21 protein-coding genes and 1 pseudogene are annotated in these 24,266 nt (G+C 61.6%); 11 read left to right on the forward strand and 11 right to left on the reverse strand.

What is annotated here, in order from left to right; translation table 11 throughout:
* Positions 1-4 precede the first annotated feature (4 nt).
* From PD885_RS12485 to PD885_RS12505, 5 genes are all read right to left on the reverse strand, one after another.
* A complete protein-coding gene (locus tag PD885_RS12485; RefSeq protein WP_002802337.1) occupies positions 5-1,348 on the reverse strand; it encodes an acetylglutamate kinase in 1,344 nt (447 codons plus the stop codon).
* 48 nt (positions 1,349-1,396) lie between these two features.
* Entirely contained in the window at positions 1,397-2,512 is a 1,116-nt protein-coding gene (locus PD885_RS12490; RefSeq protein WP_088056917.1) for an acetylornithine deacetylase, read from the reverse strand.
* Positions 2,513-2,628: 116 nt separating this feature from the next.
* A complete protein-coding gene (locus PD885_RS12495) occupies positions 2,629-3,870 on the reverse strand; it encodes an argininosuccinate synthase (RefSeq protein ID WP_002802339.1) in 1,242 nt (413 codons plus the stop codon).
* Between the two features lie 63 nt (positions 3,871-3,933).
* Entirely contained in the window at positions 3,934-4,959 is a 1,026-nt protein-coding gene (locus PD885_RS12500) for an N-acetylornithine carbamoyltransferase (protein WP_002802340.1), read from the reverse strand.
* Positions 4,960-5,270: 311 nt separating this feature from the next.
* Entirely contained in the window at positions 5,271-5,765 is a 495-nt protein-coding gene (locus tag PD885_RS12505) for a hypothetical protein (RefSeq protein WP_002802341.1), read from the reverse strand.
* A 176-nt stretch (positions 5,766-5,941) separates the two neighbouring features.
* Between PD885_RS12505 and cysS the strand changes: the two genes are divergently transcribed.
* The 3 genes from cysS (at position 5,942) to PD885_RS12520 (ending at position 9,290) form a co-directional block, all read left to right on the forward strand.
* The gene (cysS, locus tag PD885_RS12510) at positions 5,942-7,357 is read left to right on the forward strand and encodes a cysteine--tRNA ligase (RefSeq protein WP_002802342.1); all 1,416 of its coding nucleotides are present in this window, start codon (positions 5,942-5,944) and stop codon (positions 7,355-7,357) included.
* A 251-nt stretch (positions 7,358-7,608) separates the two neighbouring features.
* The gene (locus tag PD885_RS12515; RefSeq protein ID WP_002802343.1) at positions 7,609-8,046 is read left to right on the forward strand and encodes a SufE family protein; all 438 of its coding nucleotides are present in this window, start codon (positions 7,609-7,611) and stop codon (positions 8,044-8,046) included.
* Between the two features lie 8 nt (positions 8,047-8,054).
* Complete coding sequence (locus PD885_RS12520) at positions 8,055-9,290, forward strand: MFS transporter (RefSeq protein ID WP_002802346.1); 1,236 nt, start codon at positions 8,055-8,057, stop codon at positions 9,288-9,290.
* 106 nt (positions 9,291-9,396) lie between these two features.
* On the opposite strand, the gene dksA is transcribed toward PD885_RS12520, so the two are convergent.
* Positions 9,397-10,437 carry an RNA polymerase-binding protein DksA gene (dksA, locus tag PD885_RS12525; RefSeq protein WP_040761980.1) on the reverse strand — a complete coding sequence of 347 codons (1,041 nt, stop codon included), beginning with the start codon at positions 10,435-10,437 and terminating at the stop codon, positions 9,397-9,399.
* Positions 10,438-10,529: 92 nt separating this feature from the next.
* On the opposite strand from dksA, the gene yidD reads away from it, so the two are divergent.
* The 4 genes from yidD (at position 10,530) to PD885_RS12545 (ending at position 14,199) form a co-directional block, all read left to right on the forward strand.
* Positions 10,530-10,823: a membrane protein insertion efficiency factor YidD gene (yidD, locus tag PD885_RS12530; RefSeq protein ID WP_065975484.1), complete on the forward strand. Its 294-nt coding sequence runs from the start codon at positions 10,530-10,532 to the stop codon at positions 10,821-10,823.
* A complete protein-coding gene (locus tag PD885_RS12535; protein ID WP_002802352.1) occupies positions 10,820-12,169 on the forward strand; it encodes a dihydroorotase in 1,350 nt (449 codons plus the stop codon). Before yidD ends, PD885_RS12535 begins: the two co-directional genes overlap by 4 nt.
* Positions 12,169-13,008 carry a M23 family metallopeptidase gene (locus PD885_RS12540; RefSeq protein ID WP_002802353.1) on the forward strand — a complete coding sequence of 280 codons (840 nt, stop codon included), beginning with the start codon at positions 12,169-12,171 and terminating at the stop codon, positions 13,006-13,008. The genes PD885_RS12535 and PD885_RS12540 overlap by 1 nt, the downstream gene beginning before the upstream one ends.
* Positions 13,009-13,230: 222 nt before the next feature.
* Positions 13,231-14,199: an IS5 family transposase gene (locus tag PD885_RS12545; protein ID WP_088056740.1), complete on the forward strand. Its 969-nt coding sequence runs from the start codon at positions 13,231-13,233 to the stop codon at positions 14,197-14,199.
* A 319-nt stretch (positions 14,200-14,518) separates the two neighbouring features.
* Here PD885_RS12545 and PD885_RS12550 read toward each other — a convergent pair whose 3' ends face one another.
* On the reverse strand, positions 14,519-15,007 hold the full coding sequence (locus PD885_RS12550) for a pyridoxamine 5'-phosphate oxidase family protein (RefSeq protein ID WP_002802356.1): 489 nt from the start codon (positions 15,005-15,007) through the stop codon (positions 14,519-14,521).
* A gap of 101 nt (positions 15,008-15,108) precedes the next feature.
* On the opposite strand from PD885_RS12550, the pseudogene PD885_RS12555 reads away from it, so the two are divergent.
* From PD885_RS12555 to PD885_RS12570, 4 genes and pseudogenes are all read left to right on the forward strand, one after another.
* Positions 15,109-15,581: pseudogene (locus PD885_RS12555) on the forward strand (pectinesterase family protein); the annotation flags it as partial.
* A 443-nt stretch (positions 15,582-16,024) separates the two neighbouring features.
* A complete protein-coding gene (locus tag PD885_RS12560) occupies positions 16,025-16,870 on the forward strand; it encodes a hypothetical protein (protein ID WP_002802358.1) in 846 nt (281 codons plus the stop codon).
* A gap of 70 nt (positions 16,871-16,940) precedes the next feature.
* Complete coding sequence (locus tag PD885_RS12565; RefSeq protein ID WP_231892666.1) at positions 16,941-18,146, forward strand: pectate lyase family protein; 1,206 nt, start codon at positions 16,941-16,943, stop codon at positions 18,144-18,146.
* A 495-nt stretch (positions 18,147-18,641) separates the two neighbouring features.
* A complete protein-coding gene (locus PD885_RS12570) occupies positions 18,642-20,312 on the forward strand; it encodes a glycoside hydrolase family 28 protein (RefSeq protein WP_172404486.1) in 1,671 nt (556 codons plus the stop codon).
* A gap of 364 nt (positions 20,313-20,676) precedes the next feature.
* Here PD885_RS12570 and PD885_RS12580 read toward each other — a convergent pair whose 3' ends face one another.
* The 4 genes from PD885_RS12580 to PD885_RS12595 are packed head-to-tail and all read right to left on the reverse strand — an operon-like array spanning position 20,677 to position 24,262.
* Positions 20,677-21,366, reverse strand: a complete 690-nt coding sequence (locus tag PD885_RS12580; protein ID WP_002802362.1) for an isoprenoid biosynthesis enzyme family protein — start codon at positions 21,364-21,366, stop codon at positions 20,677-20,679.
* A gap of 28 nt (positions 21,367-21,394) precedes the next feature.
* A complete protein-coding gene (locus PD885_RS12585; protein WP_052032085.1) occupies positions 21,395-22,120 on the reverse strand; it encodes a phosphoglycolate phosphatase in 726 nt (241 codons plus the stop codon).
* Between the two features lie 55 nt (positions 22,121-22,175).
* Positions 22,176-22,895, reverse strand: a complete 720-nt coding sequence (gene ubiG / locus PD885_RS12590) for a bifunctional 2-polyprenyl-6-hydroxyphenol methylase/3-demethylubiquinol 3-O-methyltransferase UbiG (protein WP_002802366.1) — start codon at positions 22,893-22,895, stop codon at positions 22,176-22,178.
* Between the two features lie 29 nt (positions 22,896-22,924).
* Positions 22,925-24,262 (reverse strand): TRZ/ATZ family hydrolase, encoded by a 1,338-nt coding sequence (locus PD885_RS12595; protein WP_002802368.1) that lies wholly within the window; start codon positions 24,260-24,262, stop codon positions 22,925-22,927.
* Positions 24,263-24,266: the final 4 nt, after the last annotated feature.

Consider the following 24,266-nt stretch of genomic DNA (forward strand, 5'->3'; position numbering starts at 1 on the left):
GCGCTCAGCCCAGCAGCGTCGGCTGACGCGTCGCGCAGTGCGCAACGCAGTGCTGGATCTGTTCGAAGTTTTCCAGCCCGTACCAGAACACCTTCCACTTCTCCTGCTTGATGCAGCCGTCAGACTCGGCGTAGTAGAAGATGTTGACCTGGTTGTTGTGGCGCGAGCGCCAGAAAAGTTGTGGCGTTTCTTCGCGCATCACGTTCCACACCGCGCGCCCCAGGCCTTCGCCCTGGGCATCGTCGAGCACCGCAAACTTGTCCAGATAGGTGAGCCTGCCCGCTCCGAGGGTGCCTTCATCGGTGAGAATCACCGCCGCGCGATAATTTTCGCTGACGTAGGCGCGCAGCAGCTTAGTGTTGCTGAAGTAATCGGGCACCAGCGTGCGGCCGAAGCTGGACTGGATCAGCGAGGTCAGTCGCGGCAGATCCAATTGGTCCCACGAGCTCGCATGCAACACGCGTTCACCGCGCCGTACCAGCGTACCGGAGCCTTTGTGCGTGAACAGTTCTTTGGCCAGGTCTGCCGGTCGAGTGATCGACACCGACGATTCCAGCGGCAAACGATCCAGCAAGTCCTTGATCTGCTCGATCTTGACCCGCATGCCGCCATTGATCCACGGCTGCTGCATCAGATGCTCGAACTCGGTGGATAGGTTGATCGAATCGATCAACTTGCCATCGGCATCCAGCAACCCACCGGTACCGGTGAGGAAGATGATTTTGTACGGCTGCAGCTCCTGCACCAACTCATTGGCAGCAAAATCCGCATTGACGTTGAGTATCTGCCCGCTTGGCGTCTCGCCCAGGCTGGTGATCACAGGGATCGAGCCGGCCTGCAGGCTGGCTTCGATCGGTGCCAGATTCACCGCCTTGACCTCACCGACCAAGCCATAGGTATCGCGGTCCAGATACTCGGCCTCGAACACGCCGCCGGTGATCGAAGTCGCGCGCGCGCCGTTCTGCTGCAGCGCCTCGACCAGTTTGAGGTTGGATGCCTGGAATACCTTGCGCACGATCGCCAAGGCTTCCGGCGAGGTCACCCGCAGCCCGTTGAAGGTGCGCTTCTCGATACCGGCTGCCGACAGCTCGGCATCCAGCTGCGGGCCGGCGCCATGCAGGACGATCGGCGTCAGCCCCACTTCCTGCAAAAACGACAACGACGAAGTCAGCGCGTCCAGATCGTCGCGCAGCACCGCGCCGCCCACCTTGACCACCGCAAAGCGCTTGGCATCGAGCTGCGAAAAACGCTTGAGGTACTGGCTGATTTCCTTGGCGCTGGCCATGCTCGAAAGCAAGCGCACGATGGTCTGGCGGGTCTGTGTGTGGGGCTGTGCGGAAAGGGACATTGCCGTGATCGAAATGAGAAATGGCCGCGCCAGGCGCGGAACGAGGCGTTAGTGCGAGCCGTTGATGATGCGATTCACCGATTCTGCATAACGCTGCAATTGCGCAAGCGTTACGAACTCGTCGGCGGTGTGTGCCTGAGCGATATCGCCAGGGCCATACACCAATGCGGTATAGCCGCTGGCCGAGAACAGCGAGGCCTCCGTCCAGAAGTCCACCGCGTTGCCGATCGGCAGATCCAGCGCATCGGCCACATCGCGTGCAGCCAGACGACGTTCCTCGGCACGGGCAATGCCTCCCGACGGCAGGCTAGGCCCACGAAAGGTTTCTTCAAAGTGCGCTGCAGCCGGCTCGGCAAACCCGGCTAAAGTTGCCAGCAATCCGTCCACGTCCATCGATGGCAGCGGTCGAAAACCAAAACGCACCTCGGCCGCCGGCGCGATCATGTTGGCCTTGATGCCCCCATCGACCCGACCGATGTTGAAACGCAATCCGGTCAAGCCACCGAAGCGCGCATACGCCAGCGACTCGACGTGATCTAGCGCCTTGCCGCCCCAACGCATCGCCTGATGCAAGGCACTGGCAGAAGAGTCCTGCTTGCCCGACGCATGCCCGGCACGCCCGGCGAACTGCATCAGCACCGAACTGATCCCGCGATGCGCCAGCACCGCTTCGCTCATCGTCGGCTCGGCCACCAGCACGGCCTCATAGGGCAATCCACGCGCCAGAAACGCCGCAATACAGCGCGGATCGTTGGCTTCTTCGTCGGACGAAAACAGCAACGCCGCATCGCCCTCGCCGGCATTGGCAGCAGCCACCAGCGCCGCCGCCGCGCCTTTGATGTCGCAGACACCCAGACCGATCACGCGATCGTCGGTGCGCCGCATCACGTGCGGATCGGCGCTCCAATGCGGCGAATCCGGAACAGTGTCCAGATGCACGTTGAACAGATAGTTCGGCTTTCCACGTACCGCATAGAAGCTCACCGCCCCGGCGCCGTGGTCGATTACCTCGACATGAAACCCGGGCAACTGCGCACGCAGATAATCGAAGATGCCGCCCTTGGCGGCAATCGTACGCGGCGGATTGCGGGTATCGAAGGACACCAGCGCCTGCAGATGCGCAAGCGTGGCTCCAAGCAGCGAAGAATCGGTCGAAGTCGTCATCGGCACCACATCAGCGGCTACACCAGCAGCCAGGAAAAACGTTCTCGTTGCAATACAGGATCGGACGAGGGAATAGCGTCACCTATTCCCCAAACCCGAATCCAGAATCCCCGCTCTCAGCGATTCACCTGCGCATATAGTGTGGAACTCATCCCGAACAGCTTGATGAAGCCTTCGGCCTCTTCCACGCCCCAGTCGGCCGACTGCGCGTAAGTCGCGCCCTTGGCGTTGAGCAGGTGCGGCGAACGCACGGCCACCGCATCGACGCGGCCACCGCGGGTTTCCAGCGTGACTTCGCCGTTGACCTTGGACTGCGAGGACTTCAAAAACGCCTCGATATCGGTCTTGAGCGGGTCGTGATAGAAGCCTTCGTACACCAGCTCCACCCACTTTCGCGCTACGTCCGGCTTGAAGCGATTCTGCTGTTTGGTCAGCACCGCATCCTCCAGCGCACGGTGCGCGGTCAGCAGCGAGATCAGGCCCGGCGCTTCGAACACGATACGGCCCTTCAATCCGATCACGGTGTCGCCGGTGTACACGCCACGGCCCACACCGTACTGCGCGAACAAGGTGTTGAGTTTGGCCAGGATCTTCGCGCCCGGCAGGGGCTTGCCATCCAGTTCGACCGCCTCGCCTTCGACGAATTTCAGCGTCACCGTCAGCGCCTCGGTCGGCCACGCGCTACGCGGCGCGCACCAGCCACGTGCCCCCTCCCCCGGTGCTTCCCAACGATCGATCTCGCCGCCGGACATGGTCAGACCGAGCAGGTTCTCGTTGATGGTGTAGGCCTGCTGCTTGGCACGCACACCGAAGCCGCGCGTTTCCAGATACTTCTGCTCATAGGCGCGGGTGTGGGTGTGCTCTTTCTGGATTTCGCGGATTGGCGCAACGATCTGGTAATCGCCCAACGCCTTGACTGCCAGATCGAAACGCACCTGGTCGTTCCCCATGCCGGTGCAACCGTGCGCGATGATGCGCGTGCCCAGTTCTTCGGCGCGCTTGAGCGCGGCATCGACGATCAGATAACGGTCCGACACCAGCAACGGATACTGGCCCTGGTACCCCTCGCCCGCCCACACGAACGGCTTGACGAAGCCTTCCCAGATCGCCGGACCGCCATCAACGGTGACATGGCTGGCCGCGCCAAGCTCGGCGGCGCGCTTCTCGATGAACTCACGCTCCTCGGCATCCACACCGCCGGTATCGGCGAACACGGTATGCACGGCATAACCACGCTCCTGCAGATATGGAATGCAGAAGCTAGTGTCCAGGCCACCGGAGAAAGCCAGGACGATGTCCTTGCTGCCGGCAGTGGAGAGTGGGGAGTCGGGATTGGTTGAAGCGGTCTGCTGCGACATGGAGGTCTCTCTGAAATTGACTAATTTGGGTCGGGAGCCGGGTTCGCCGTTGCGAATCCCCAATCACGAATCCCGGCTGTCCTGGCCCACCAGGGCAGCCATGATCGCTTTCTGCACATGCAGACGATTCTCGGCTTCATCGATGGCGATGCAGTTGGGCGAATCCATCACCGCGTCGGTGGCCTTGACGTTGCGACGCAGCGGCAGGCAGTGCGAGAACACGCCGTTGTTGGTCAGCGCCATCTTGCGTTCGTCGACGATGAAGTGCTGGTACTGGTCGCGGATTGGCTTCTCCGGTTCCCAGTTGCCGAAGAACGGCAGCGCGCCCCAGCTCTTGGCGTAGACGACATCGGCGCCGGCATAGGCGCTGTCGATGTCGTGGCTGACCTGCAGCGAGCCGCCGTTTTCGGCCACGTTCTGCGCTGCCCAGTCCATGTAGCGCTGATCCAGAATGTAGTCCGACGTCGGGCACAGCAAGGTCACGTCCATGCCCATGCGAGTAGCGATCGTCAACGCGGAGTTGGCCACCGCGGTGTTCAACGGCTTGGGGTGATAGGTCCAGGTCAGCAGATACTTCTTGCCGCGCAGATCCGGAGTGCCGAAGTGCTGCTGCAGCGCGAGCGCGTGCGCCAGCTCCTGGCATGGGTGGGTGATCGTCTCCATGTTGATCACCGGCACCGGCGAATACTTGGCGAAACTCTTGAGCACCTGGTCTTCGCGGTCCTTGGACCAATCGACGAACTTGGGAAACGCGCGCACGCCGATCAGATCGACATAACGGCCCAGCACACGCGCCACTTCGGCGATGTGCTCCTCGGTGTCGCCATCCATGACCGTGCCCAAATTGAACTCGATCGGCCACGCATCCTTGCCCGGCTGCAGCACGACGGCATGCCCGCCCAACTGGAACGCGCCCAGCTCGAAGCTGGTGCGGGTGCGCATGGACGGATTAAAAAACATCAGTGCGATCGACTTGCCCTTCAGCTCGCTTCCCAGCTTGTTGCGTTTGAACAATGCGGCCTGGGTCAACAGCGCGTCCAGTTCGGCGCGACTCCAGTCCTGCGTGTTCAAGAAGTGCTTCAGTGACATCGATCGATCCTTTGCTGCGTGCTTCTGCTGCGTGGTCCGCCAGGAGCGACGGGGTGCGCGACATGCGCGTTTCTTGCGGTTGAAACTTTTGTGACGCCAAAACGAAAAAACCCAGCCTTGAGGCTGGGTTTTCAACAACGGAACGGCTAAACGGCCCGATTACCCAGCGAAGATGTGGGATTCCGGCCGGCGGGCACGCGAGGTCATGCCGGAGGCCATCCGAGCGGCGCTGGTGTCGTGCTGAAAAGCGTTCGCTTGCATAGGGCGCGAATCCTCGCACGCATGCGGGCACGGCGCAACCGCTGCGCAAGTCATCGCGGCGGCGCGACGATGGCATCGGGAATGTACGGGGTCACCGAAACCCGGATGCGCAACCGGTTACCCGGATCTTCCGGCAACCGCGAGCGGTATTTGGTGCCCTTGTAAACGTAGTCCACGTCAAAGGCGATCGGGCGCCGGAACTCGCGTGGCACTTCCACTACCCGGCAGTTGCGGCGGGTGCTGGTCGGCGGCACCGCCACTGCGGCAGCCGGCTCGGGGCGCCGCGAGAACACCTCCTTGACCGAATCCACCACGCGGTTGATGCGGCCTTCGTCTTCGGCTGAAGCGGCGGCTACCGACGCAACCTGCTCGGCCTGGCACTGTTCTTCGATACGCGTCGCACGCAAGGTCTGGTAGACCGGCTCCACGTTAAGCACCTGCGCGTAGTCCAGCTTCACGTTCTCGATCACCACGACCCGATTTTTGGGGTCCGGCTCTGCCGCGTGCACCGAGACTGCTTGCCAGGCAAACACACACAGCAGCATGAAGAACGGAGAAGGTCGCATCAGTAGCAGGAGGGCGCAGCAAGGCAATACGTGAGTCTATGGAGCTTGCGATCACCTGGGCTGAACGCAACCCATCCGGTTGCCTTGCGTGGCTGCGAGTTCGCCATCCGGCCGCAACGGGCTAGAATCGCGCGGTTACCTTTTTTCAGATGCCGATGAGCCTGCGCCTGCACAACACCCTGACGCGGCGGGTCGAGCCGTTCGCGCCGCTCGATCCGTCCAGCCCCACGCTGTATGTGTGCGGCCCCACGGTCTACAACTATGCGCACATCGGCAACGCACGCGGCCCGGTGGTGTTCGACGTGCTGGCCGCGCTGCTGCGGCGCCGTTACGGCACGCTGCGCTATGCGCGCAACATCACCGACGTGGACGACAAGATCAACGCCGCCGCACAGGCGCAGGGCGTGCCGATCTCGACCATCACCAATCGCTTCGCCGCGATCTATCGGCAGGACATGGCCGCGCTCGGCGTGGTGCCGCCGGACATCGAGCCGGAAGCCACTGCGCATATCCCGCAGATCGTGGCGATGATCGAGCAATTGATCGCCAATGGGCATGCCTACGCCGCCGAAGGCCATGTGCTGTTTGCGGTGGCAAGCTTCGACGGTTACGGCAAGCTGTCGCACCGCGATCCGGACGAAATGCTGGCAGGGGCGCGCGTCGATGTAGCGCCATACAAGCGCGAACCCGGCGACTTCGTGCTGTGGAAGCCCTCCAGCGACGACCTGCCTGGCTGGGACTCGCCATGGGCGCGCGGCCGCCCAGGCTGGCATATCGAATGCTCGGCAATGGCCGCGGCGCATCTGGGCCCGACCATCGACATCCATGCAGGCGGCGTGGACCTGCAGTTCCCGCACCACGAGAACGAGATCGCGCAGAGCGAGTGTGCGCATGGCGGCGCCACCTTTGCGCGGTTCTGGCTGCACAACGGCATGCTCAATTTCAGCGGCGCCAAGATGAGCAAGTCGCTGGGCAACATCGAAACCGTGCACGACCTGATCGCCAAGCATCCGCCAGAGGCGCTGCGCTACGCGTTGTTGAGCGCGCATTACCGGCAGCCGCTGGATTGGTCGGATGGATTGATCGAGCAGGCCAAGAACACGCTGGACCGATTGTATGGCACGTTGCGTGATCTGCAGGACGTGCCGGCCACCGCCACGATTCCGGCGGCAGTCGAGGCCGCACTGGACGATGACCTCAACACACCGCAAGCGCTAGCCGAAGTGGCGCGCATCGCCACTGAGGCGCGCAAGGCCACGGAAATTCCCGACAGGGCGCGAATGAAAGCGGAGCTGCTCGGAGCCGGGTTGACGCTTGGGCTACTGCGGCAGGAGCCTTCAGCATGGTTCCAGCGAGGCCCTGGTGTTTCTGGTGCTGTCACAGTGGGCTTGGCGCCCACGGGCGGGAAGCGACAGTCCTTCGATGACTACGTTGAGGAAAAAATTTCCGAACGAACAGCCGCGAAAAAAGCCAAAGATTTCGCCCGCGCCGACGCCATCCGCGAACAACTCGCCGACGAAGGCATCGTGCTCGAAGACACCGCGCAAGGCGTGCGCTGGAAACGCGCATGACCCTGTGTTCTCCCATCGGAAGAAAGTGGCGCGTAGCGCCGGATGAGCGTGCGCCTCGGACATAATCGATCGTCGGTCATGGCAAACGCGTCGCCACGCGCCAGCGGAGGCAAACCACCAGTAGCCTCCACCCTTCATCACACGTGCGCGTGGCGACGCGTTCATTTAACTGCGAGCGCCTCAGGTCGATCGCCGCGCACCCCCTTCCCCGCAGGGTGAGGGGCTATCACCGAATGATTCTGGATTTTTTAATGACCAACTCCCCTTTCCCGCTCGAATCCACTGCCGTCGAAGCGCAGGCCACCATTGCCGAAGAATTCTCTTTCTTTGGCGACTGGTCCGAGCGCTATCAGTATCTGATCGATCTGGGCCGCAAGCTGCCAGCGTTCCCCGAACAGTGGAAGACCGAAGAACATCGTTTGTATGGTTGCCAGTCGATGGTGTGGATCGTGCCGGAAGGCAATGCCGAGCGCCTGGACTTCCATGCTGTCAGCGATTCGACAATCGTCTCCGGGCTGATCTATCTCGCATTGCGCGTGTATTCCGGGCGTAGCGCGCAGGAGATCCTGGCCACCGAGCCGGACTACATCGCCGGGATTGGATTGGCCAAGCATCTGTCGCCGACCCGCAGCAATGGCGTGGCCGCGATGCTGGCCTTCATTCGCGACACCGCGCGCGCGCAGCAGTGAGCCCGCCGATGAAGCCCGCCGCCTCGCTGCGCACCCTGTTCGCCTATCCGGGCTTCGTCCTGGTGCTGCTGTATCGCGTGGCGGCAATGCTGTCGTATCAGATCGTTGCGGTGACGGTCGGTTGGCATATCTACGAGATCACCCGCAACCCGCTCTCGCTCGGGCTGATCGGGCTGGCGGAGATACTGCCGTTCTTCTGCATCGCGCCGTTTGCGGGCTACCTGGTCGATCACCTGCCACTCAGACGTCTGGGCACGATCGCGGTGCTGGGATTGGTCGCCACCGCGCTACTGCTATTGGCGATCACGCTCGGCTGGCTATCCATGCAAGGCGTGTGGCCGATCTACGCGGCCATCGCACTGACCGGTGCAGCACGCTCATTTCTGTCGCCGGTTTACAACGCATTGTTTGCGCGTGCGCTGCCGCGCGAGGCATTCGCACGCGGCGCCAGCATCGGCAGCGTCACCTTCCAGGCCGGCATGGTGATCGGCCCGGCGCTGGGCGGTGTGCTGGTCGGCTGGGGAGGTAAAGGCCTGGCCTACGGCGTTGCCGCAAGCGTGGCGTTGGTAGCGATTCTGGCCTTGGCGGTGTTGCGCGTCAGCGAGCCGGTCAAAAAAGGCCCACGCGCGCCGATCTTCAGCAGCATCGCCGAAGGTGCACAGTTCGTGCTGTCCAACCAGATCATGTTGGGCGCCATGGCGCTGGACATGTTTTCGGTGTTGTTGGGCGGCGCGGTGTCGATGCTGCCCGCCTTCATCCACGACATCCTGCACTACGGCCCGGAAGGCCTGGGCATCCTGCGCGGCGCACCGGCGCTGGGCTCGATCGTGGTGGGCGTGTGGCTGTCGCGGCACCCGCTGCAGCGCAATGCCGGGCGCATCCTGATGTTGTCGGTGGCCGGCTTCGGACTGTGCACGATCGCGTTCGGGCTGTCGCGGCACTTCTGGTTGTCGGGGGCAATTTTGCTGGTTTACGGCATGTGCGACGGTGTGTCAGTCGTGGTGCGTCAGACCATCCTGCAGCTTGCTACGCCGGACGCGATGCGTGGCCGGGTCTCATCGATCAACGGCATTTTCATCGGCTCCTCCAATGAGCTGGGCGCTTTCTATGACGGCGTGATGGCGCGCTTGGTCGGCTTGGTGCCAGCGGTTGTGATCGGCGGCTGCGTCACCCTGGGCGTGGTGGCATTCACTGCATGGAGGGCGCCGCGCTTGCGCAAGCTGGATCTGCGCGACTTGCAGTGAGTGTTGGCCAACAGACCATACTCCAGCGCAATGAATGACCCATAAAAAACCCCGCGCAAAGCGGGGGTTTTTATTCGATAACTGCGGTTAGGCAGCTGCTGAAAGATCAGTCGCCCTGCTGCTTCTGCAGGTGCTCCCAACGCTCTTGCGCGTCGATAGTACGCTCAGCGGTCAGACGCGCTTCCAGCCGGTCCAGGCCGATCTCTTCGCCGGTGTCCACGCAATAGCCGTAATCGCCGTCTTCCAGGCGCTTGAGCGTGCTGTCGATCTTGGAGATCAGCTTGCGTGCACGGTCGCGGGCACGCAGTTCCAGCGAGTTCTCGGTCTCGCGGGTGGCACGCTCCGCTTCGTCGCCGATGTCGCGCACTTCTTCGCGCAGGTTCTCGATGGTCTGCTTGGACTCCTCGACCATCTCGTTGCGCCAACGCTGCAGGCGCTGCCGGAAATACTCCTGCTGCAACTTGCTCATGTACTCCTCATCCGCAGCAGGCTTGTAGCCCTGCGGCAGGATCGGGCGACCGGTTGCTTCGTCGGTCTTGTACTCGACCACCCTGTACTTGGTTTTTGGGGTCGGGCCGGACGGTTTCGAGGTCACAGCCACAGCCACCTTGCCGACCGGACGGGGCGCGGCAGGCTTGGCGGGGGCTTCGGTTTTGGTTGGTGTTTTAGCTGAAGATTTCGAAACGGGCACGGGATTCTTAAGTGACGGGGTCGCAGGCTTTGCCGGCTTCGCAGGGACGGCCTTCGGGGCCGGTGCGGGCGCGGGCTTTTCAGCCTTGACCGGGACTGACTTGGCCGGAGCGGGCCTGGCGACCGGCTTCGGTACGGACTTGGGCGCCGCCGGCGTTTCGGCCGGTTGGGCGGCAGCCGGAGCTGCCTTGTTTGCCGCCGGCTTGGCAGCGCTCTTGGCGACGGGTTTCACTGGCTTGGGGGGTGCGGGCTTAGACGCGGTGCTCTTGGAGGCCGGCGCCGGCTTGACGGCGGTCTTCGTCGCAGCTGCCTTCTTTGCAGACGGTTGCTTGGTGGCCGCCGTCGCCTGCTTGGCAGCCGGTGTTGCAGCGGCGCGCTCCGCTGGCTTCTTCGCAACGGGTTTGGCGGACTTCTTGGCGGCCTCTACGGCCTTTTTTGCAGGTTTTTTTCCAGCCACGAAACGCTCATCCTTAGTTCTCCCGGGGCCCGGGAAAGCAGGGGTCTTTATAGCGTACCCCACGGACCCCCGGCAACCACCTATTAGTGCAAGTGGAATATCATTGGCAAGTGATCGGCCGTCTACTCATCGCGCTGCTGCGCTTCTACAAGTTGTTCATCAGCCCCCTGCTCGGGCCGCGCTGCCGTTTTGCGCCCAGCTGCTCGGAGTATGCGATGACCGCGATCGGCCGCTTCGGCCCGCTATGCGGCGGCTGGCTTGCCGCACGCAGGCTCGGGCGTTGCCACCCCTTCCATCCGGGCGGGTTCGATCCGGTGCCCGAAGCGCCCCCGTCCGCTTCCCCGCCCCCGTCTTCTTCCTGTCGCTGCAAAGGACACCATCCATGAGCCGTACCATCATCGTCAACGCCCGCCTGGTCAATGAAGGCAAGGAGTTCGACGCCGATCTCCTGATCGAGGGTGGCCGCATCGCCAAGATCGATAGCACGATCCCCCCGGCTCCAGGCGATACCGTCGTAGACGCGGCCGGGCGCTGGGTGCTGCCGGGCATGATCGACGACCAGGTGCATTTCCGCGAGCCGGGCCTGACCCACAAGGGCGACATCGCGACCGAATCCGGCGCTGCCGTGGCCGGTGGCCTGACCAGCTTCATGGACATGCCCAACACCAATCCGCCCACCCTGGATGCGGCCGCGCTGCAGGCCAAGTACGACGCCGCCGCCGGGCGCGCCTGGGCCAACTACGGCTTCTACATGGGCGCCAGCAACGACAACCTGGCCGCGATCCAGACGCTGGATCCGAAGACCGCGCCGGGCATCAAGGTGTTCATGGGCGCCTCCACCGGCAACATGCTGGTCGACAACCCCGAGACGCTGGACGCGATCTTCCGCGACGCGCCCACGCCGATCATCACGCACTGCGAAGATACTCCGACCATCGACGCGACGTTAGCCGAATACAAGAAAAAGTACGGCGATGCGCTGACCCCGCAGATGCATCCGGACATCCGCTCGCGGCAAGCGTGCCTGAAGTCCTCACAACTGGCGGTGTCGCTGGCGCGCAAGCACAACACCCGCCTGCACGTGCTGCACATCTCCACTGTCGACGAACTGGCGCTATTCGAATCCGGCCCGCTGGTTGATGCCAATGGCAAGGTGCGCAAGCGCATCACCGCCGAAACCTGCATCCACTTCCTGCGCTTTGACCGCAGCGATTACGCGCGACTGGGCAACCTGATCAAGTGCAATCCCGCGATCAAGGACGCCGGCGACCGTCTGGCGCTGATCGAGGCGTTAGCCGAAGACGTCATCGACGTGCTCGCCACCGACCACGCCCCGCATACGTGGGAAGAAAAGCACAAGCCCTACGCGCAGGCTCCATCCGGCTTGCCGTTGGTGCAATACGCACTGGTTGCCGCGCTGGAGCTGGTGCACGAGGGCAAGCTGCCGATCACCCGCATCGTGCAGAAGTTCGCGCATGCGCCGGCGCAGCTGTTCGATGTGGAAGAGCGCGGTTTTCTGCGCGAAGGCTACTTCGCGGACCTGGTAATGATCGACAACACCCCGTTCACCTTGAAGCGCGAGCAGGTGCTGTCCAAGTGCGGCTGGTCGCCGTTCGAAGGCACGACGTTCCGCTCGCGCATCGCCGCAACCTGGGTCAATGGTCAGCAGGTATGGGACGGCGAGCAGTTGGTCGGCAGCGCTGCCGGCCAGCGCCTGACCTTCGACCGCTAATGCGCGCAGCCCTGTTTGGCGCTTGGCTTGTGCTGGGACCGGTCTCGTTCACTACTGGAAGCGCCGCTGCGCAGCCTGCCATCGCTGCTGAGGTGGCGTTTCCGCAAAGCGCGTCGCAAGGCGCGCTGGTGATCGGCAAGGTGCCAGCCGGTAGCCGTGTGCAATACGCCGGCCACACCTTGCGTGTGAGCGGCTATGGCAGGGTGGTGTTTGGCATCGGCCGCGACGCCACCGGCCCGCTGCAGGTGCAGATCACCCGACCCGACGGCGGCAAGGAAACCGCCAGCATTGCGGTGATACCACGCGATTGGCCAGTGGAACGCGTCAACGGCGTGCCACCCAAGACAGTCAACCCACCTGCTGCGATCGCCGAGCGGATCAAACACGAGCAGGCGCAGGTGACTGCCGCGCGCGACCGCGACGATGCGCGCACCGATTTCGCCCAGGCGTTCGTCTGGCCGGTGCAGGGCCGTATCAGCGGTCGCTTCGGCAATGCGCGCGTGTACAACGGCCAGTCCGGCGCCGGCCATTCGGGCATGGACATCGCAGTGCCGACCGGCACGCCGGTGAAGGCACCGGCAGCCGGTGTCGTCACCTTTGCAGCGCCGGATCTGTATCTAACCGGCGGCACTGTGTTGCTGGATCATGGCTTCGGCGTCAGTTCCAACTTCCTGCACCTGTCACGCATCGACGTGAAGGTGGGCGACCGGGTCGAGCAAGGCCAGATCATTGCCGCTGTGGGGGCGACCGGACGCGCGACCGGGCCGCATCTGCATTGGGGAATGAACTGGTTCGACGTGCGGATCGATCCGTTGTTGGTGCTTGAGCGCGGTAAGTAGTCGGTTTGCCGGGTAGCTGGCGTGTGGTAGCGCGATTCAACGTCGCGGCTGCATGTTCACTGGGGTGCGGTCTCGTTGAGAAATCATGCGAACAGAAGAACACCTCGACCTCGCCAGCGTGCTACGGCCGCAACTTATGCAACTGTTGCTGATGACCTAGGGAACCTCTGAACAACGCACTTCAAATGCGCGACACTACACACCTACGTTGAGGAGTCATCCATGCAACTGACGTTCGGTGACGCTGAAGGTTTGGGCAAGCGCAAGCAGACTCGCCGCGAGATCTTCCTGGCCGAGATGGAGCAGGTGGTTCCGTGGAGGCATTTGCTCGGACTGATCGCGCCGCACTATCCGGTGTCGGGGCGGCCTGGTCGACAGCCGTACGCACTGGCGACGATGTTGCGGATTCATTTGCTGCAGCAGTGGTATGCGTTGAGCGATCCGGCGATGGAAGAAGCGTTGCACGAGATCCGGACCTTGCGCCGTTTTGCCCGGCTCGGCGGTTTGGACAATGTTCCCGACGAGACCACGATTCTCAACTTTCGCCGCTTGCTGGAAACCCATGGCCTTGCAGCGCGGATGCTGGAGGCCGTCAACGCGGATCTGGTGCGCAAGGGTCAGAGCCTGCGGTCCGGCACGATCGTCGATGCAACCCTGATCGCTGCGCCCAGTTCGACCAAGAACACCGACCGCGCGCGCGACCCTGAAATGCATCAGACCAAGAAAGGCAATCAGTGGTATTTCGGGATGAAGGCACACATCGGCGTGGATGAGTTTTCCGGGCTGGTGCACTACGTCCGTTGTACGGCTGCCAATGTGGCCGATGTCACGGTGACCCACGCATTGCTGCACGGCAAAGAAGACAGTGTGTTCGGCGACAGCGGCTACACCGGTGCGGACAAACGCGAAGAACTGCAGACCTGCAAGGCTGGTTTTTTCATTACCGCCAAGCGTTCGACGATTCAAGCCATTGGCAACAAACGCGAGCGCCGCCAGGAAGAACGTTGGGAATACTTCAAAGCAAGTGTGCGTGCGAAGGTGGAGCATCCATTCCGCGTGATCAAACGCCAGTTTGGCTACACCAAGGTCCGCTATCGCGGCTTGACCAAGAACACCGCGCATGTGCTGACCCTGTTCGCACTATCCAATCTGTGGATGGTGCGCCGGCAGTTGCTGCCGGCCAGGGGATAATGCTGTCTGGCGCCAGCCAACGCCGCAAGAAACCGTAGAAATCGTATCGTACGCATCAACTCTGTGCGCTATTGGCACGCAGCAGGCTCGAATTTTAGAGGTCTGGTGCGTTGTTCAGACCTTCCCTAGAACGCGCGGCGCGGTCTTTCTCCAGCATCCACTGATAAAAGCGAAATAACAGGCGTGCAGTAAGGCGCGACCGCATCCATTTCGCGATCAAAGAATTGGCCATTGGCAACGCGTAGACCACTGCTGCCGCGATGGCGCTGGTCGACGCAGCACGCACACGCGACCTTGACGGTCACGCGTGCGAAAGGCGTCAGCGCAGCGGGACGTTCGCCACCTTGTCTTGATAATCCTTCTTCGGGTCCACGCCGAACAACACCTTGATGCCGGCCAGCAGGCTGGATCCATTGCGCCAGATCTGCGCGTGATCGGTATCCAGGCGCAGCAGCGCCAACTTGGCATCGTCCTTGCCGCCTTCGTACCAGGCAGCGACATGTGGGTTCCACAGACGCTCGACCACCGCCGGATCGGTGTCTTCGCGCAACGAGCCGCTGATGCTGGCGAACAGGTCGTGCCCCTTGCTGCTGAAGGCGCCAATGACGCGGCGGCCCTGGCCCAGCATGGAAATCAGCGCATTGTCCTTGGAGGTGAAGAACCAGATCGGACCACCGCTATCGCCTTCGATCTGCGCGGTCATCGGGCGTGCATGCCCATCTTCCACGCCATCCAAGCCCAGCATCACGGTGCGATCGGATTTCAAGGCTTTCCAGAATTTTTCCTGCAGCTCTTTGGGATCTGCCATCTCGCTATCTCACATGCGCGTGTCTACGCGGGTGACTCAGTCTGGAAGTCTCCCTGCCCACGGCATGTGACGATGCGCACTCCTGCCTGCGCATGACGGCAACGCGACTGGGCTTGGGCACTTACACCATCGACACCGTCTTCCCACTTCAACAACGCCAACCCGACGCCCAAGTCAGCCGGCACGGTAAGTCCCCCTGCGCAGCAATGCAGCAGCAACCACAGTCGGCACATCCAACGGCGCGACACTGACCATACGCGCAGCCGGTGTCCAGGCGCGTCACCTGCGCGTGCAAAACCATTATGTCGAAGGCACTTACGAGGACGAAAATCAGGCCGCTATGGCGCTGGCGGCACCTGGCGACCAGGCCAGTTTCGAAGATGCGCTGGTGACCGGCAATCAGGGCGCCTTGCCCTTGCTGATCAGCGCGACCAATGCCGCCGCGGTGATTCGCACCTACTTCAAGAACAGTACCATCAAGGGCGATGTCGACTTCATCTTCGGGATGGGCGTGGGCGTGTTCGACAATGCCACCATTCATTCGGTCGGTGCATGCCCGGGCAGAAGATGTGGGTTGAACATCCTTCGCATTCGCACGATTGCATTCGCAACGAAACAAATAAAATTAACCGGTCAGGGTTAGGATAGAACCCATGCTGCTGAGTCAGCACGTTTGCACTCGAGAAAAACCTGAGTAGCACTGATGATAGCGGAAGGGAAAATCTGCCATAAACACGGGCACAGCTGCGCTTTGTCTTTATATATTTATATATTATAAATTAAATTAATCCGCCTGGGGCACTCAACTCTAGGCAAAACATATAGGTTAAAAGCACCATGGTACATTTTCCAAAAACCACATCCCTTCGCGCGTCCTGCGCAATTCTCACCATCCTAGCGATCAGCGACGTGTCTGCAAGCACCAACTCAATCAGCCTCCCCCCTAGCACCATCGTGCAGTATGTCGTCCCGACTGCTCAGCGAGATGCGAGTGCTTCCTACTGGACACTCGCACGGATGCAAGCTGCGGTTTCCGCATCATTCGTGGATGACAACCCGGTTGACGGCGACCCGCCAGAGTTGCAGGATTCGGCATTGGTGCGCGATGAAACCCCGGCTGCCGGGTTGAAGGTAGTGAAAGGAGCGGTGCCGACCCCGAAGACGGATCCGTCCGTGCCAGCTCCAGGATTCCCCCCCGCAGCTCATCTGGGCGTGGTCTTCTTCCGGGCGAACGGCGTAGACCAGCGCTGCACTGGCAACGCGGTCGTCTCAGACTCCGGTAACGTGGTAGCCACTTCCGGGCGATGCGTCTCTGCCCTAACAGGTAAGTTCGTGTCGCACTTGGCGTTCGCGCCAGCCTACAACGGTACCGCCCCCTACGGTGTTTGGCCTGCGACGACCATCACCGCCGATAATCGCTGGGTCGTAGGGCGAGCCGTCGACTACGATACTGCGTTCTTTCAAGTGCAGGCCCCCGTGGCAATGAAGCCGTCCGGCGCCACTTTGTCGAATACTGTCGGGGCGTCTGGCGTTCGCTTTATCGGTCAGGAGGACGACAACGAATATCAGGTAACTGGCTACAGCACCGACCCTGGTGCAAATCCGAACACGCCGGTCAGCTTGACCAGCACCGCAGAGCCGAACCCATGGATGAACAAGGACTATGCCATTGAGGGCCTGGAGTGGGATGCACGCAGCGGTGTCAGCGGCTCACCTTGGGTTTCGCTCAACGAGGATACCGTGCAGGACGTCGAAGTTGGCATGACCTCATTTGCCTATAAGCAATTCACCCACGCCTCGTTCGGTCCTCAGTGGACGTCAGCAATCGGTAACCTGTATCAGACGGCAGCGGCCATCAACTAGGCATGCAAATCGCTGCGACGTATAATTTCTTACTTGCTCGATAACCGGTCGTTATTCTTGGAACATCTGCATGCTGTTCGATTTAATAGAACAGCATGCAAGCTGCAGCCAAGCTTGGTCACGTATCAGTAAAGGTCCGTATTTGCATTTCTCTAATATCTCGCTGTTTCTTGCTATTTTTTTCGCACAGATCTGTGTCGCCAAGGCTGGAACCGGAGGTTTTTCTTCTGCGTCTGTATCTGGCGAAACTACGACCACAGTGACAACGCTTGCAGAGCTGCAAGCGGCATTCAATGCTAAAAAGCATCATATCGTCATCCATGGAAAGATCTACGGTGGCCCAAAGTTGACCACCCTGAATTTTTCTAGCACCGATTGGAACAACATAACAATAGAGGGTGCTACAGGCGGTGGAGCGGCCTTGCAGAATATCCAATTAAAATTTAGCGGCGAAATGCTACCCGCCGGGACAAAAATTCAAAACGTGGTCATCAGGAACATATCATTCGCTGGCAATATCGGCGACTTACAAGCCTTGCCTAACCAAGTCGAAGGAACTTCCAACAACATTGGCATCAACTACCTTGGAGTATCATTGCGGCGTGTATCCAATGCTTGGATAGACCACTGTACTTTCTACGACATGAGCGATGATCTTTTATCAATCAGCATGTCATCTGATTACATCACGGTGTCGTATAATCATTTCTACTTCAGCAACAGCTGGGTCAATATGAAACCGGATCCGGTATGGAGCTGGGTTGACAAGGGTTATCATGACCTCGCAAACGAGCGCTTGGCAATCCTTGTTGGTTACAACAAGAACGATTCATACATATATGGTGACAACAAGCTGCACGTGACGTTGCACCACAACTGGTTTGGCCCCAATCTGGCCGGGCGTCCACTACTACGCGGCTGGGCCCATGCCTACAATAATTACTTTGACAATAGCACCTTACCGAATGGTACCCGCACCGCCGCAGATGGTCAACGCTATGGAAAGCAGCAGTACAACGCTTTGCAGATAGGTAGCGGCAGCATCGTTTTTTCCGAATCAAACTATTTTTACAAAACCAATGTCAGCAACCATATTCGACTGGAATCAAGCGGTGACATATACAATTTTCATGAGAAGAAAAACGTGTATGACTCAACCACAGGCGATTCGGCGACCGGCTCAACCTTCAATAACGCGCCGGTGAAATACAGCTACGAGCCTGACGATGCGGCAAGAGTCCCAGGCATCGTGCGGTCCAACGCGGGGCCGCACTAAATGCGATTTCTCCAGGAATTAACTAGGTACCCGAGGGGGCCGCAGGAATCCTTGAAAAATTCCATATTGACAACCCAGCCATCACACTTTCGCTATTTTTCGCGAATTCCTGCCACGTCTCATCCGTAACCGTTTTGTCCCAAGCTCCGGTACGTCTGGCAATTTCGCCAAACCGTTTCTATGAGCACGGCAATACCGGCGCCAGCAGCGCCATTGATTCACTGCATCACTTGGCAATGAACCCCTGTTGGCAACCGCGTGATGTGAATATTCCCTCTTCGGCGATGCGGCGCTGGATTCGCCCATCCGGACATGCTCCCTGGCGTAACGCAATACCCTTGCGCATCCATTGCCACCGACCAACATCACCGGCGCCGAGATGACATGCGGATCGGCAACGTCTGATCGCTGCTGCGGTAACGCAACCGCAACACATGTCGTCTGCAGACCTGGTTCATCCCCACCTCGCGCTTCACGCCACTGGAGTAGTCCACTGTGCAATCCCCGTCCGCTTTTCCGGCTATCGCTCCCTTGACGCTCGCCCTGCTCGGTCTATCCACCTTCCAGGCCGGTGCGGCGCGTCCGCATGCACAGGACGTGGCCGATACCGCGCATGGCATCTCCACCAGTTGGGGCGTGATCCAGCAGCCCACATTGCCGACGCAGGTCTGCGCAACGCTCAGGGCCGCGCTGGTGCCGGTTGCCGGCTCGCTGGATGCGCTCGACAGCGATCCAACACAGTCCAAGCGCGACACGGCGCGTTTGCAGGCGGCCATCGATGATTGCCCAGCCGGCAGCGCGGTGCGCCTGGTGCCCGGCGATGCCGGCGAGTCCGGCTTCCTGAGCGGCCCGCTGACGATCAAGAGCAAGGTCACGCTGTGGATCGACCGCGGCGTCACCTTGTTCGGCTCGCGCAATCCGCAGGACTACGACAACGGGCTGGGCACCTGCGGCACCGCGACCAGCGACAAGGCCAAGTCCTGCAACCCGCTGATCCACGTCGCCGATACCGCCAACAGCGCGCTTGTCGGTGCCGGCAAAATCGACGGCCGCGGCGGCAGCACGCTCACCGCCGGCCCCAATGCCGGCACCGCCAGCTGGTGGGATCTGGCCTATCTCAATGTCACCAAGGGACTGAGCCAGCACGTCCCGCGGCTGCTGCAGATCGACGACAGCACAGACTTCACCCTGTACGACATCACCCTGGAAAACTCGCCCAATTTCCACGTCGCCACCGACAACGTGGTCGGCCTGACCGCGTGGGGCATCAAGATTCTGGCGCCCAGCCTGGTCTACTCGCGTCCCGGTTATCGCTGCCCGGCCGGCACTACGCCCGACGTCACTGCGCACGCTACCTGCTTCACGCCCGAAACGGCCAAGAATACCGATGGCTTCGACCCCGGCCAGTCGAAGAAGGTGTTGCTGGCGTACTCCTACATCGGCACCGGCGATGACGGTGTGGCGATCAAGGCGCATGCCAGCAACAAACGCAGCATCGCCGCGGAAAACATGCTGTTCGCCTATAACCAGTTCTATTACACGCACGGTTTTTCGCTGGGTAGCGAAACCGATGCAGGCATGCGCCATATCGCCGTGCGCGGCTTGAGCATCGATGGTTTCGACGCGAATGATGTCGCGAGAGACCCGTATTCTGCCAACGGCCTGCGTATCAAATCCGACGGCACGCGCGGCGGCCAGGTGTACGACATCAGCTTCGAAAACGTCTGCATGCGCGGGGTTGCCAGGCCGTTGGTGTTCGACGCCAACTATGCCAACGCGGCGGTGCGCAACAAACTGCCGAGTTTCAGCGGCATTGCGCTGACCAATGTGCATTCGCTGGGTTCCAAGGCGTTTGGCGGCGGTGAGCTGAGCTTCTATGGGTACCGCGACGCGACCACCACCTTGCCGATCACCCTCTCGCTGGACAACGTGGTGCTGGAGGGTGGGCCGATCGCGTTCGCACAACCGCACTTCGGCGGGCCGGCCAGCAACCCTGGCGCAATCCATTTCACCTTCAAGGGCGGCCCGGTAAGCTTTTTCGATCAGTTGTCCGAATCGGTGCCCAACGATGTGCAACTGCAAGGCAAGCCCGGGCCAGGCACGCCACTGCAGTGCAATGACGCGTTCATTGCCTACCACTCGGTATTGCCGGATTCGCCGATCTGATCTTGCGCGGAGCGGCAGCGATGCTGCGATCAGACGATCGCAGCAATCCACATATCCAGAATGGTCGACAAAACCGATCTAACGCTGCTGCCCCCCGCAGCGCGTGCACTGCCAGCAAGCATGCATGCATGCACCAAAACTTAGCTGATCGAGGGCGCGGCGCCCTCACCGCACCAGACAGTGTGCTGGCTGCTTTACTGAAAGCCATGCACACCGACCATCTCGACGGGTCCTTGCCCGCTCACCGTCGCGGGACCTTATGCGGCATGGATACCGCATAAGAGCCTCAATGGACGGGTTCAAGGCGTGTCCCGCGATGGTGGGCGGGCAAGGGCCCTGCAGCCAAGGCGCAGATCCGCCGCTCTCAGTCCGCGCCGCTGGCAGCACGCCAGCTATGCCACAACTGCTGCACCGGCGGTGGATACGCTGCCTTGCCGGCAAGCTCGCGCTGCAGGCGCAGCCGCGCCAACCGCGACCACATCCGGTGCGGCCGCGCCAACGCAGGTTTGCGCGGCCAGGCGCGCAGCAACTGCATGCGCCATGCGATCGTGGTGACGCTACCGGGCGCGGCGCTCTCGCCGGCCACGCGCTGGCGGGCGTCCAGCCACTGCACCGCAACCGCCGTGGCGTCGCCAGGCTGCATGCGCGCAAACATCACCGCTTCCACTGCAACCACAGCGTCGGTAAATGCGCTCAATGTATCCAAGGCATGCTGCAGCGATTCCGGCTGCACGCGTGCGGCCTGTATTGCCGGCAAGGTGTCGGCTAATTGCACCCACGGCGCACGCACTGGTTCCAGCACACGCCCCAACGGATGACGCGAGCGCTGACTCGACCAATCGCGCAATTCCTGCTGCCACCACGCCAACTTGGCATCGGCCGGCAACGAGTCGCCGGCGATGTTCATGATGTCCTCCCATTCCTGCAGCAATGCGAACCAGGCGGCGGCCGCGCGTCGCTGCGATTCGGGAACGAAAGGCTCAGCAATCAACCATTCCGGCCAGCGGGTTCGCCACTTGTCGAGAAAACTGTCGAGGGCGCTGGATTGGCTCATGGCGGGTCCAGAAAAATACGAAAGAAAATCAGCTGCGCGGCCATGCTGCGGGGTCCCACAGTGCCTGCGGTTGTTCGACCAGCAGGTCGGCGTGCCAGCGTGACGGCTCATCGTCGTGCAGGCGGTAACCCCACAACACCGCCACCGATGGCATCGCCGCCGCGCGTGCGGCAAGAATGTCGCGCTCGTCATCGCCAACGTAGACGCAGTGCGCAGGCGCGACACCGATGCGTTCGGCAGCCGCCAGCAACGGCAGTGGATGCGGCTTACACTCGGGCAAGGTGTCGCCGCCGATCAACACCGTGCAACGCTGTTCCCAGCCTAGCTGCGGCAGGATCAGCCGCGCCAGGTATTCTGGCTTGTTGGTGACAATGCCCCACACACAACCGGCACGCTCCAAACGTAGCAGCAGTTCCTCCACACCATCGAACAAGGACGACTGCGTGCCGATCAAGGCTTCATAACGACGCAGAAATTCCGGCACCAACGTGTCACGCTCGACCGTCTCAAGTTCGGCAAACGCCACCGCCAGCATCGCGCGCGCGCCCTTCGATACCACCGGGCGCAACTGCGCCAACGCAAGCAACGCACGCCCACGCACGTCCAGCATCGCGTTGACTGTGGCGAGCATATCCGGCGCACTGTCCAACAAGGTGCCATCCAGATCGAACAGCACCGCCTGCGGGAAATTCACAGCCGCCCCGCCACTCGACGGTTGCGTGCCGCCATCTGGAAGTCGGGGTTCGGCGCACATCAAGCAAGCGCTCGCTGTTGCCAATCCCACACCCCCACTCCCCGATCCCTACTCGTCACGGCCTGACCGCATAGGCCAAATAATTCACCTCGGTCCGCGACGACAACCGCGCGCGGTTGCGCCACGGCTCGTAAACCATGCCGCTGACGTCTTCGAGCCGCAGCTCGGCGCTGCGCAACCACGCCGCAAGCTCTGCCGGTTTGATGAAATCCTTGTAGTGATGCGTGCCCTTGGGCAGCAAGCGCGCGATGTATTCGGCGCCGACCACGGCCAGCGCGAATGCAGCCGGGGTGCGATTGAGCGTGGACAGGAACAGCTTCCCGCCCGGCTTGAGCAGGCTGGCACAGGCACGGATGATCGCAATCGGGTCCGGCACGTGCTCAAGCATCTCCATGCAGGTCACCGCATCGAAACCGCCCGGCTGTTCGATGGACAGGTCTTCCACCGACTGCACGCGATAGTCCACCTGCACACCCGATTCCAGGCAGTGCAGGCGTGCGACCTTGACCAGTTCCGGTGCCAGATCGATCGCGGTGACCTGGGCGCCCACACGCGCCATCGACTCGCTGAGCAAACCGCCGCCGCAGCCGACGTCAAGCACGCGCGCACCGGCCAATTCCGACCACGCGGACACGTAATCCAGACGCACCGGATTGAGCGCATGCAGCGGCTTCTGCGGGCCGTCGGCATCCCACCAGCGATTGGCCAGCGCGGCGAATTTGTCCAGCTCACTCTGACGGAAGTTACTGGAAGTCGATTGGGTAGGCGGATTCATGTAGGGCTCCGTAGTTCGATGACGCGCGATCAGGCGCGGACGGTGCGGATACGCTCGCGCCACTGCCGCGCATTGGCGACCAGGGCAGCGGTGTCCATGTCGACCAACCCGCGTTGCACCAGCTTGGGGTTGCCCGCAATCCAGACATCGGTGACCTGATGACGACCGGCCGAATAGATCAGTTGCGACAACACATGATGCAGCGGCTGGGTCTCCAATGCGGACAAATCCACGCAGACCAGATCGGCCTGTTTGCCGATTTCGATCGACCCGATCTTGTCGCCGAAGCCCAACGCGCGCGCGCCGCCCAACGTGGCCGCACGCAAGGTGGTGGCCGCATCCAGCGCGGTCGCATCGTTGGCCACGGCCTTGGCCAGAATCGCAGCAGTGCGATTCTCGCTGAACATGTCCAGGTCGTTGTTGCTGGCGCAGCCGTCGGTGCCGATCGCCAGATTCACGCCGGCACGTTGAAGCGCGCAAGCCGGGCAAAAACCGGACGCCAGCTTGAGGTTGGATTCGGGGCAATGCACCACGCTGACGCCGCGCTCGGCGCACAGACGGATTTCCGCATCGGTAAGCTGGGTCATGTGCACCGCGATCAGGCGGTCGTTGACCAGACCCAGCCGATCCAGTCGCGCCAGTGGGCGCTGCCCGTATTGCTTGACCGAATCGGCCACTTCCTGCGCTGTCTCGTGCGTGTGCAAATGCACCGGGATGTCGAGCTGGTCGGCCAGCATGCGCACACGTTCGAAGTTGGCATCGTTCACGGTGTAAGGCGCATGCGGCGCGAACGCGGTGCTGATCAGCGGATCGTCGCGCCATTGATCATGCAGCTCGCCGGCACGTGCGAAGTATTCGTCGTCCGACGATGCCCACGCGGTGGGGAAATCGATGATCACCGCACCAACCAGCGCACGGAAACCATGCTGCTTGTAGACGGCCGCCTGCACATCGGCGAAGAAGTAGTTTTCGTTGACGCAGGTGGTACCGCCGCGCAGCATTTCGGCGATCGCAAGCGTAGTGCCGTCGGCCACGAACTCCGGCCCGATCACCGCCGCTTCCACCGACCAGATGTGCTGCTGCAGCCAAACCATCAGCGGCAAATCGTCGGCAATGCCGCGCAGCAGTGTCATCGGGTTGTGCGTATGCGCGTTGACCAGACCAGGCATCAAGGCGGCATCCGGACGCGAGACCGTCTGCTTCGGCGCAAACCGTACGCGCGCTTGGGCAATCGGCAGGATCGCGACGATGACGCCGTTACTGACCGCAACCGCGTGGTCTTCGAGCACCACTGCATGCGGCTCGATCGGCACCACGTAGCCGGCCTCGATCAACAGGTCGCAAGTTTCGGTTGGTGCATTGGTCATGAGC

The organism is Xanthomonas fragariae (assembly GCF_900183975.1).
In the GTDB taxonomy this organism is placed as follows: Bacteria; Pseudomonadota; Gammaproteobacteria; order Xanthomonadales; family Xanthomonadaceae; genus Xanthomonas; species Xanthomonas fragariae.

Bases quoted from the DNA above. Each gene is read 5' to 3' on its own strand.
- PD885_RS12500 (WP_002802340.1), bottom strand. From the start codon at position 4,959: ATGTCACTGAAGCACTTCTTGAACACGCAGGACTGGAGTCGCGCCGAA.
- PD885_RS12485 (WP_002802337.1), bottom strand. From the start codon at position 1,348: ATGTCCCTTTCCGCACAGCCCCACACACAGACCCGCCAGACCATCGTG.
- PD885_RS12505 (WP_002802341.1), bottom strand. From the start codon at position 5,765: ATGCTGCTGTGTGTGTTTGCCTGGCAAGCAGTCTCGGTGCACGCGGCA.
- PD885_RS12540 (WP_002802353.1), top strand. From the start codon at position 12,169: ATGCGCGCAGCCCTGTTTGGCGCTTGGCTTGTGCTGGGACCGGTCTCG.
- cysS (WP_002802342.1), top strand. From the start codon at position 5,942: ATGAGCCTGCGCCTGCACAACACCCTGACGCGGCGGGTCGAGCCGTTC.
- PD885_RS12515 (WP_002802343.1), top strand. From the start codon at position 7,609: ATGACCAACTCCCCTTTCCCGCTCGAATCCACTGCCGTCGAAGCGCAG.
- PD885_RS12490 (WP_088056917.1), bottom strand. From the start codon at position 2,512: ATGACGACTTCGACCGATTCTTCGCTGCTTGGAGCCACGCTTGCGCAT.
- PD885_RS12550 (WP_002802356.1), bottom strand. From the start codon at position 15,007: ATGGCAGATCCCAAAGAGCTGCAGGAAAAATTCTGGAAAGCCTTGAAA.
- PD885_RS12545 (WP_088056740.1), top strand. From the start codon at position 13,231: ATGCAACTGACGTTCGGTGACGCTGAAGGTTTGGGCAAGCGCAAGCAG.
- PD885_RS12560 (WP_002802358.1), top strand. From the start codon at position 16,025: ATGCAAGCTGCGGTTTCCGCATCATTCGTGGATGACAACCCGGTTGAC.
- PD885_RS12585 (WP_052032085.1), bottom strand. From the start codon at position 22,120: ATGTGCGCCGAACCCCGACTTCCAGATGGCGGCACGCAACCGTCGAGT.
- PD885_RS12580 (WP_002802362.1), bottom strand. From the start codon at position 21,366: ATGAGCCAATCCAGCGCCCTCGACAGTTTTCTCGACAAGTGGCGAACC.
- PD885_RS12595 (WP_002802368.1), bottom strand. From the start codon at position 24,262: ATGACCAATGCACCAACCGAAACTTGCGACCTGTTGATCGAGGCCGGC.
- PD885_RS12520 (WP_002802346.1), top strand. From the start codon at position 8,055: ATGAAGCCCGCCGCCTCGCTGCGCACCCTGTTCGCCTATCCGGGCTTC.
- ubiG (WP_002802366.1), bottom strand. From the start codon at position 22,895: ATGAATCCGCCTACCCAATCGACTTCCAGTAACTTCCGTCAGAGTGAG.
- PD885_RS12495 (WP_002802339.1), bottom strand. From the start codon at position 3,870: ATGTCGCAGCAGACCGCTTCAACCAATCCCGACTCCCCACTCTCCACT.
- PD885_RS12535 (WP_002802352.1), top strand. From the start codon at position 10,820: ATGAGCCGTACCATCATCGTCAACGCCCGCCTGGTCAATGAAGGCAAG.
- PD885_RS12565 (WP_231892666.1), top strand. From the start codon at position 16,941: ATGCTGTTCGATTTAATAGAACAGCATGCAAGCTGCAGCCAAGCTTGG.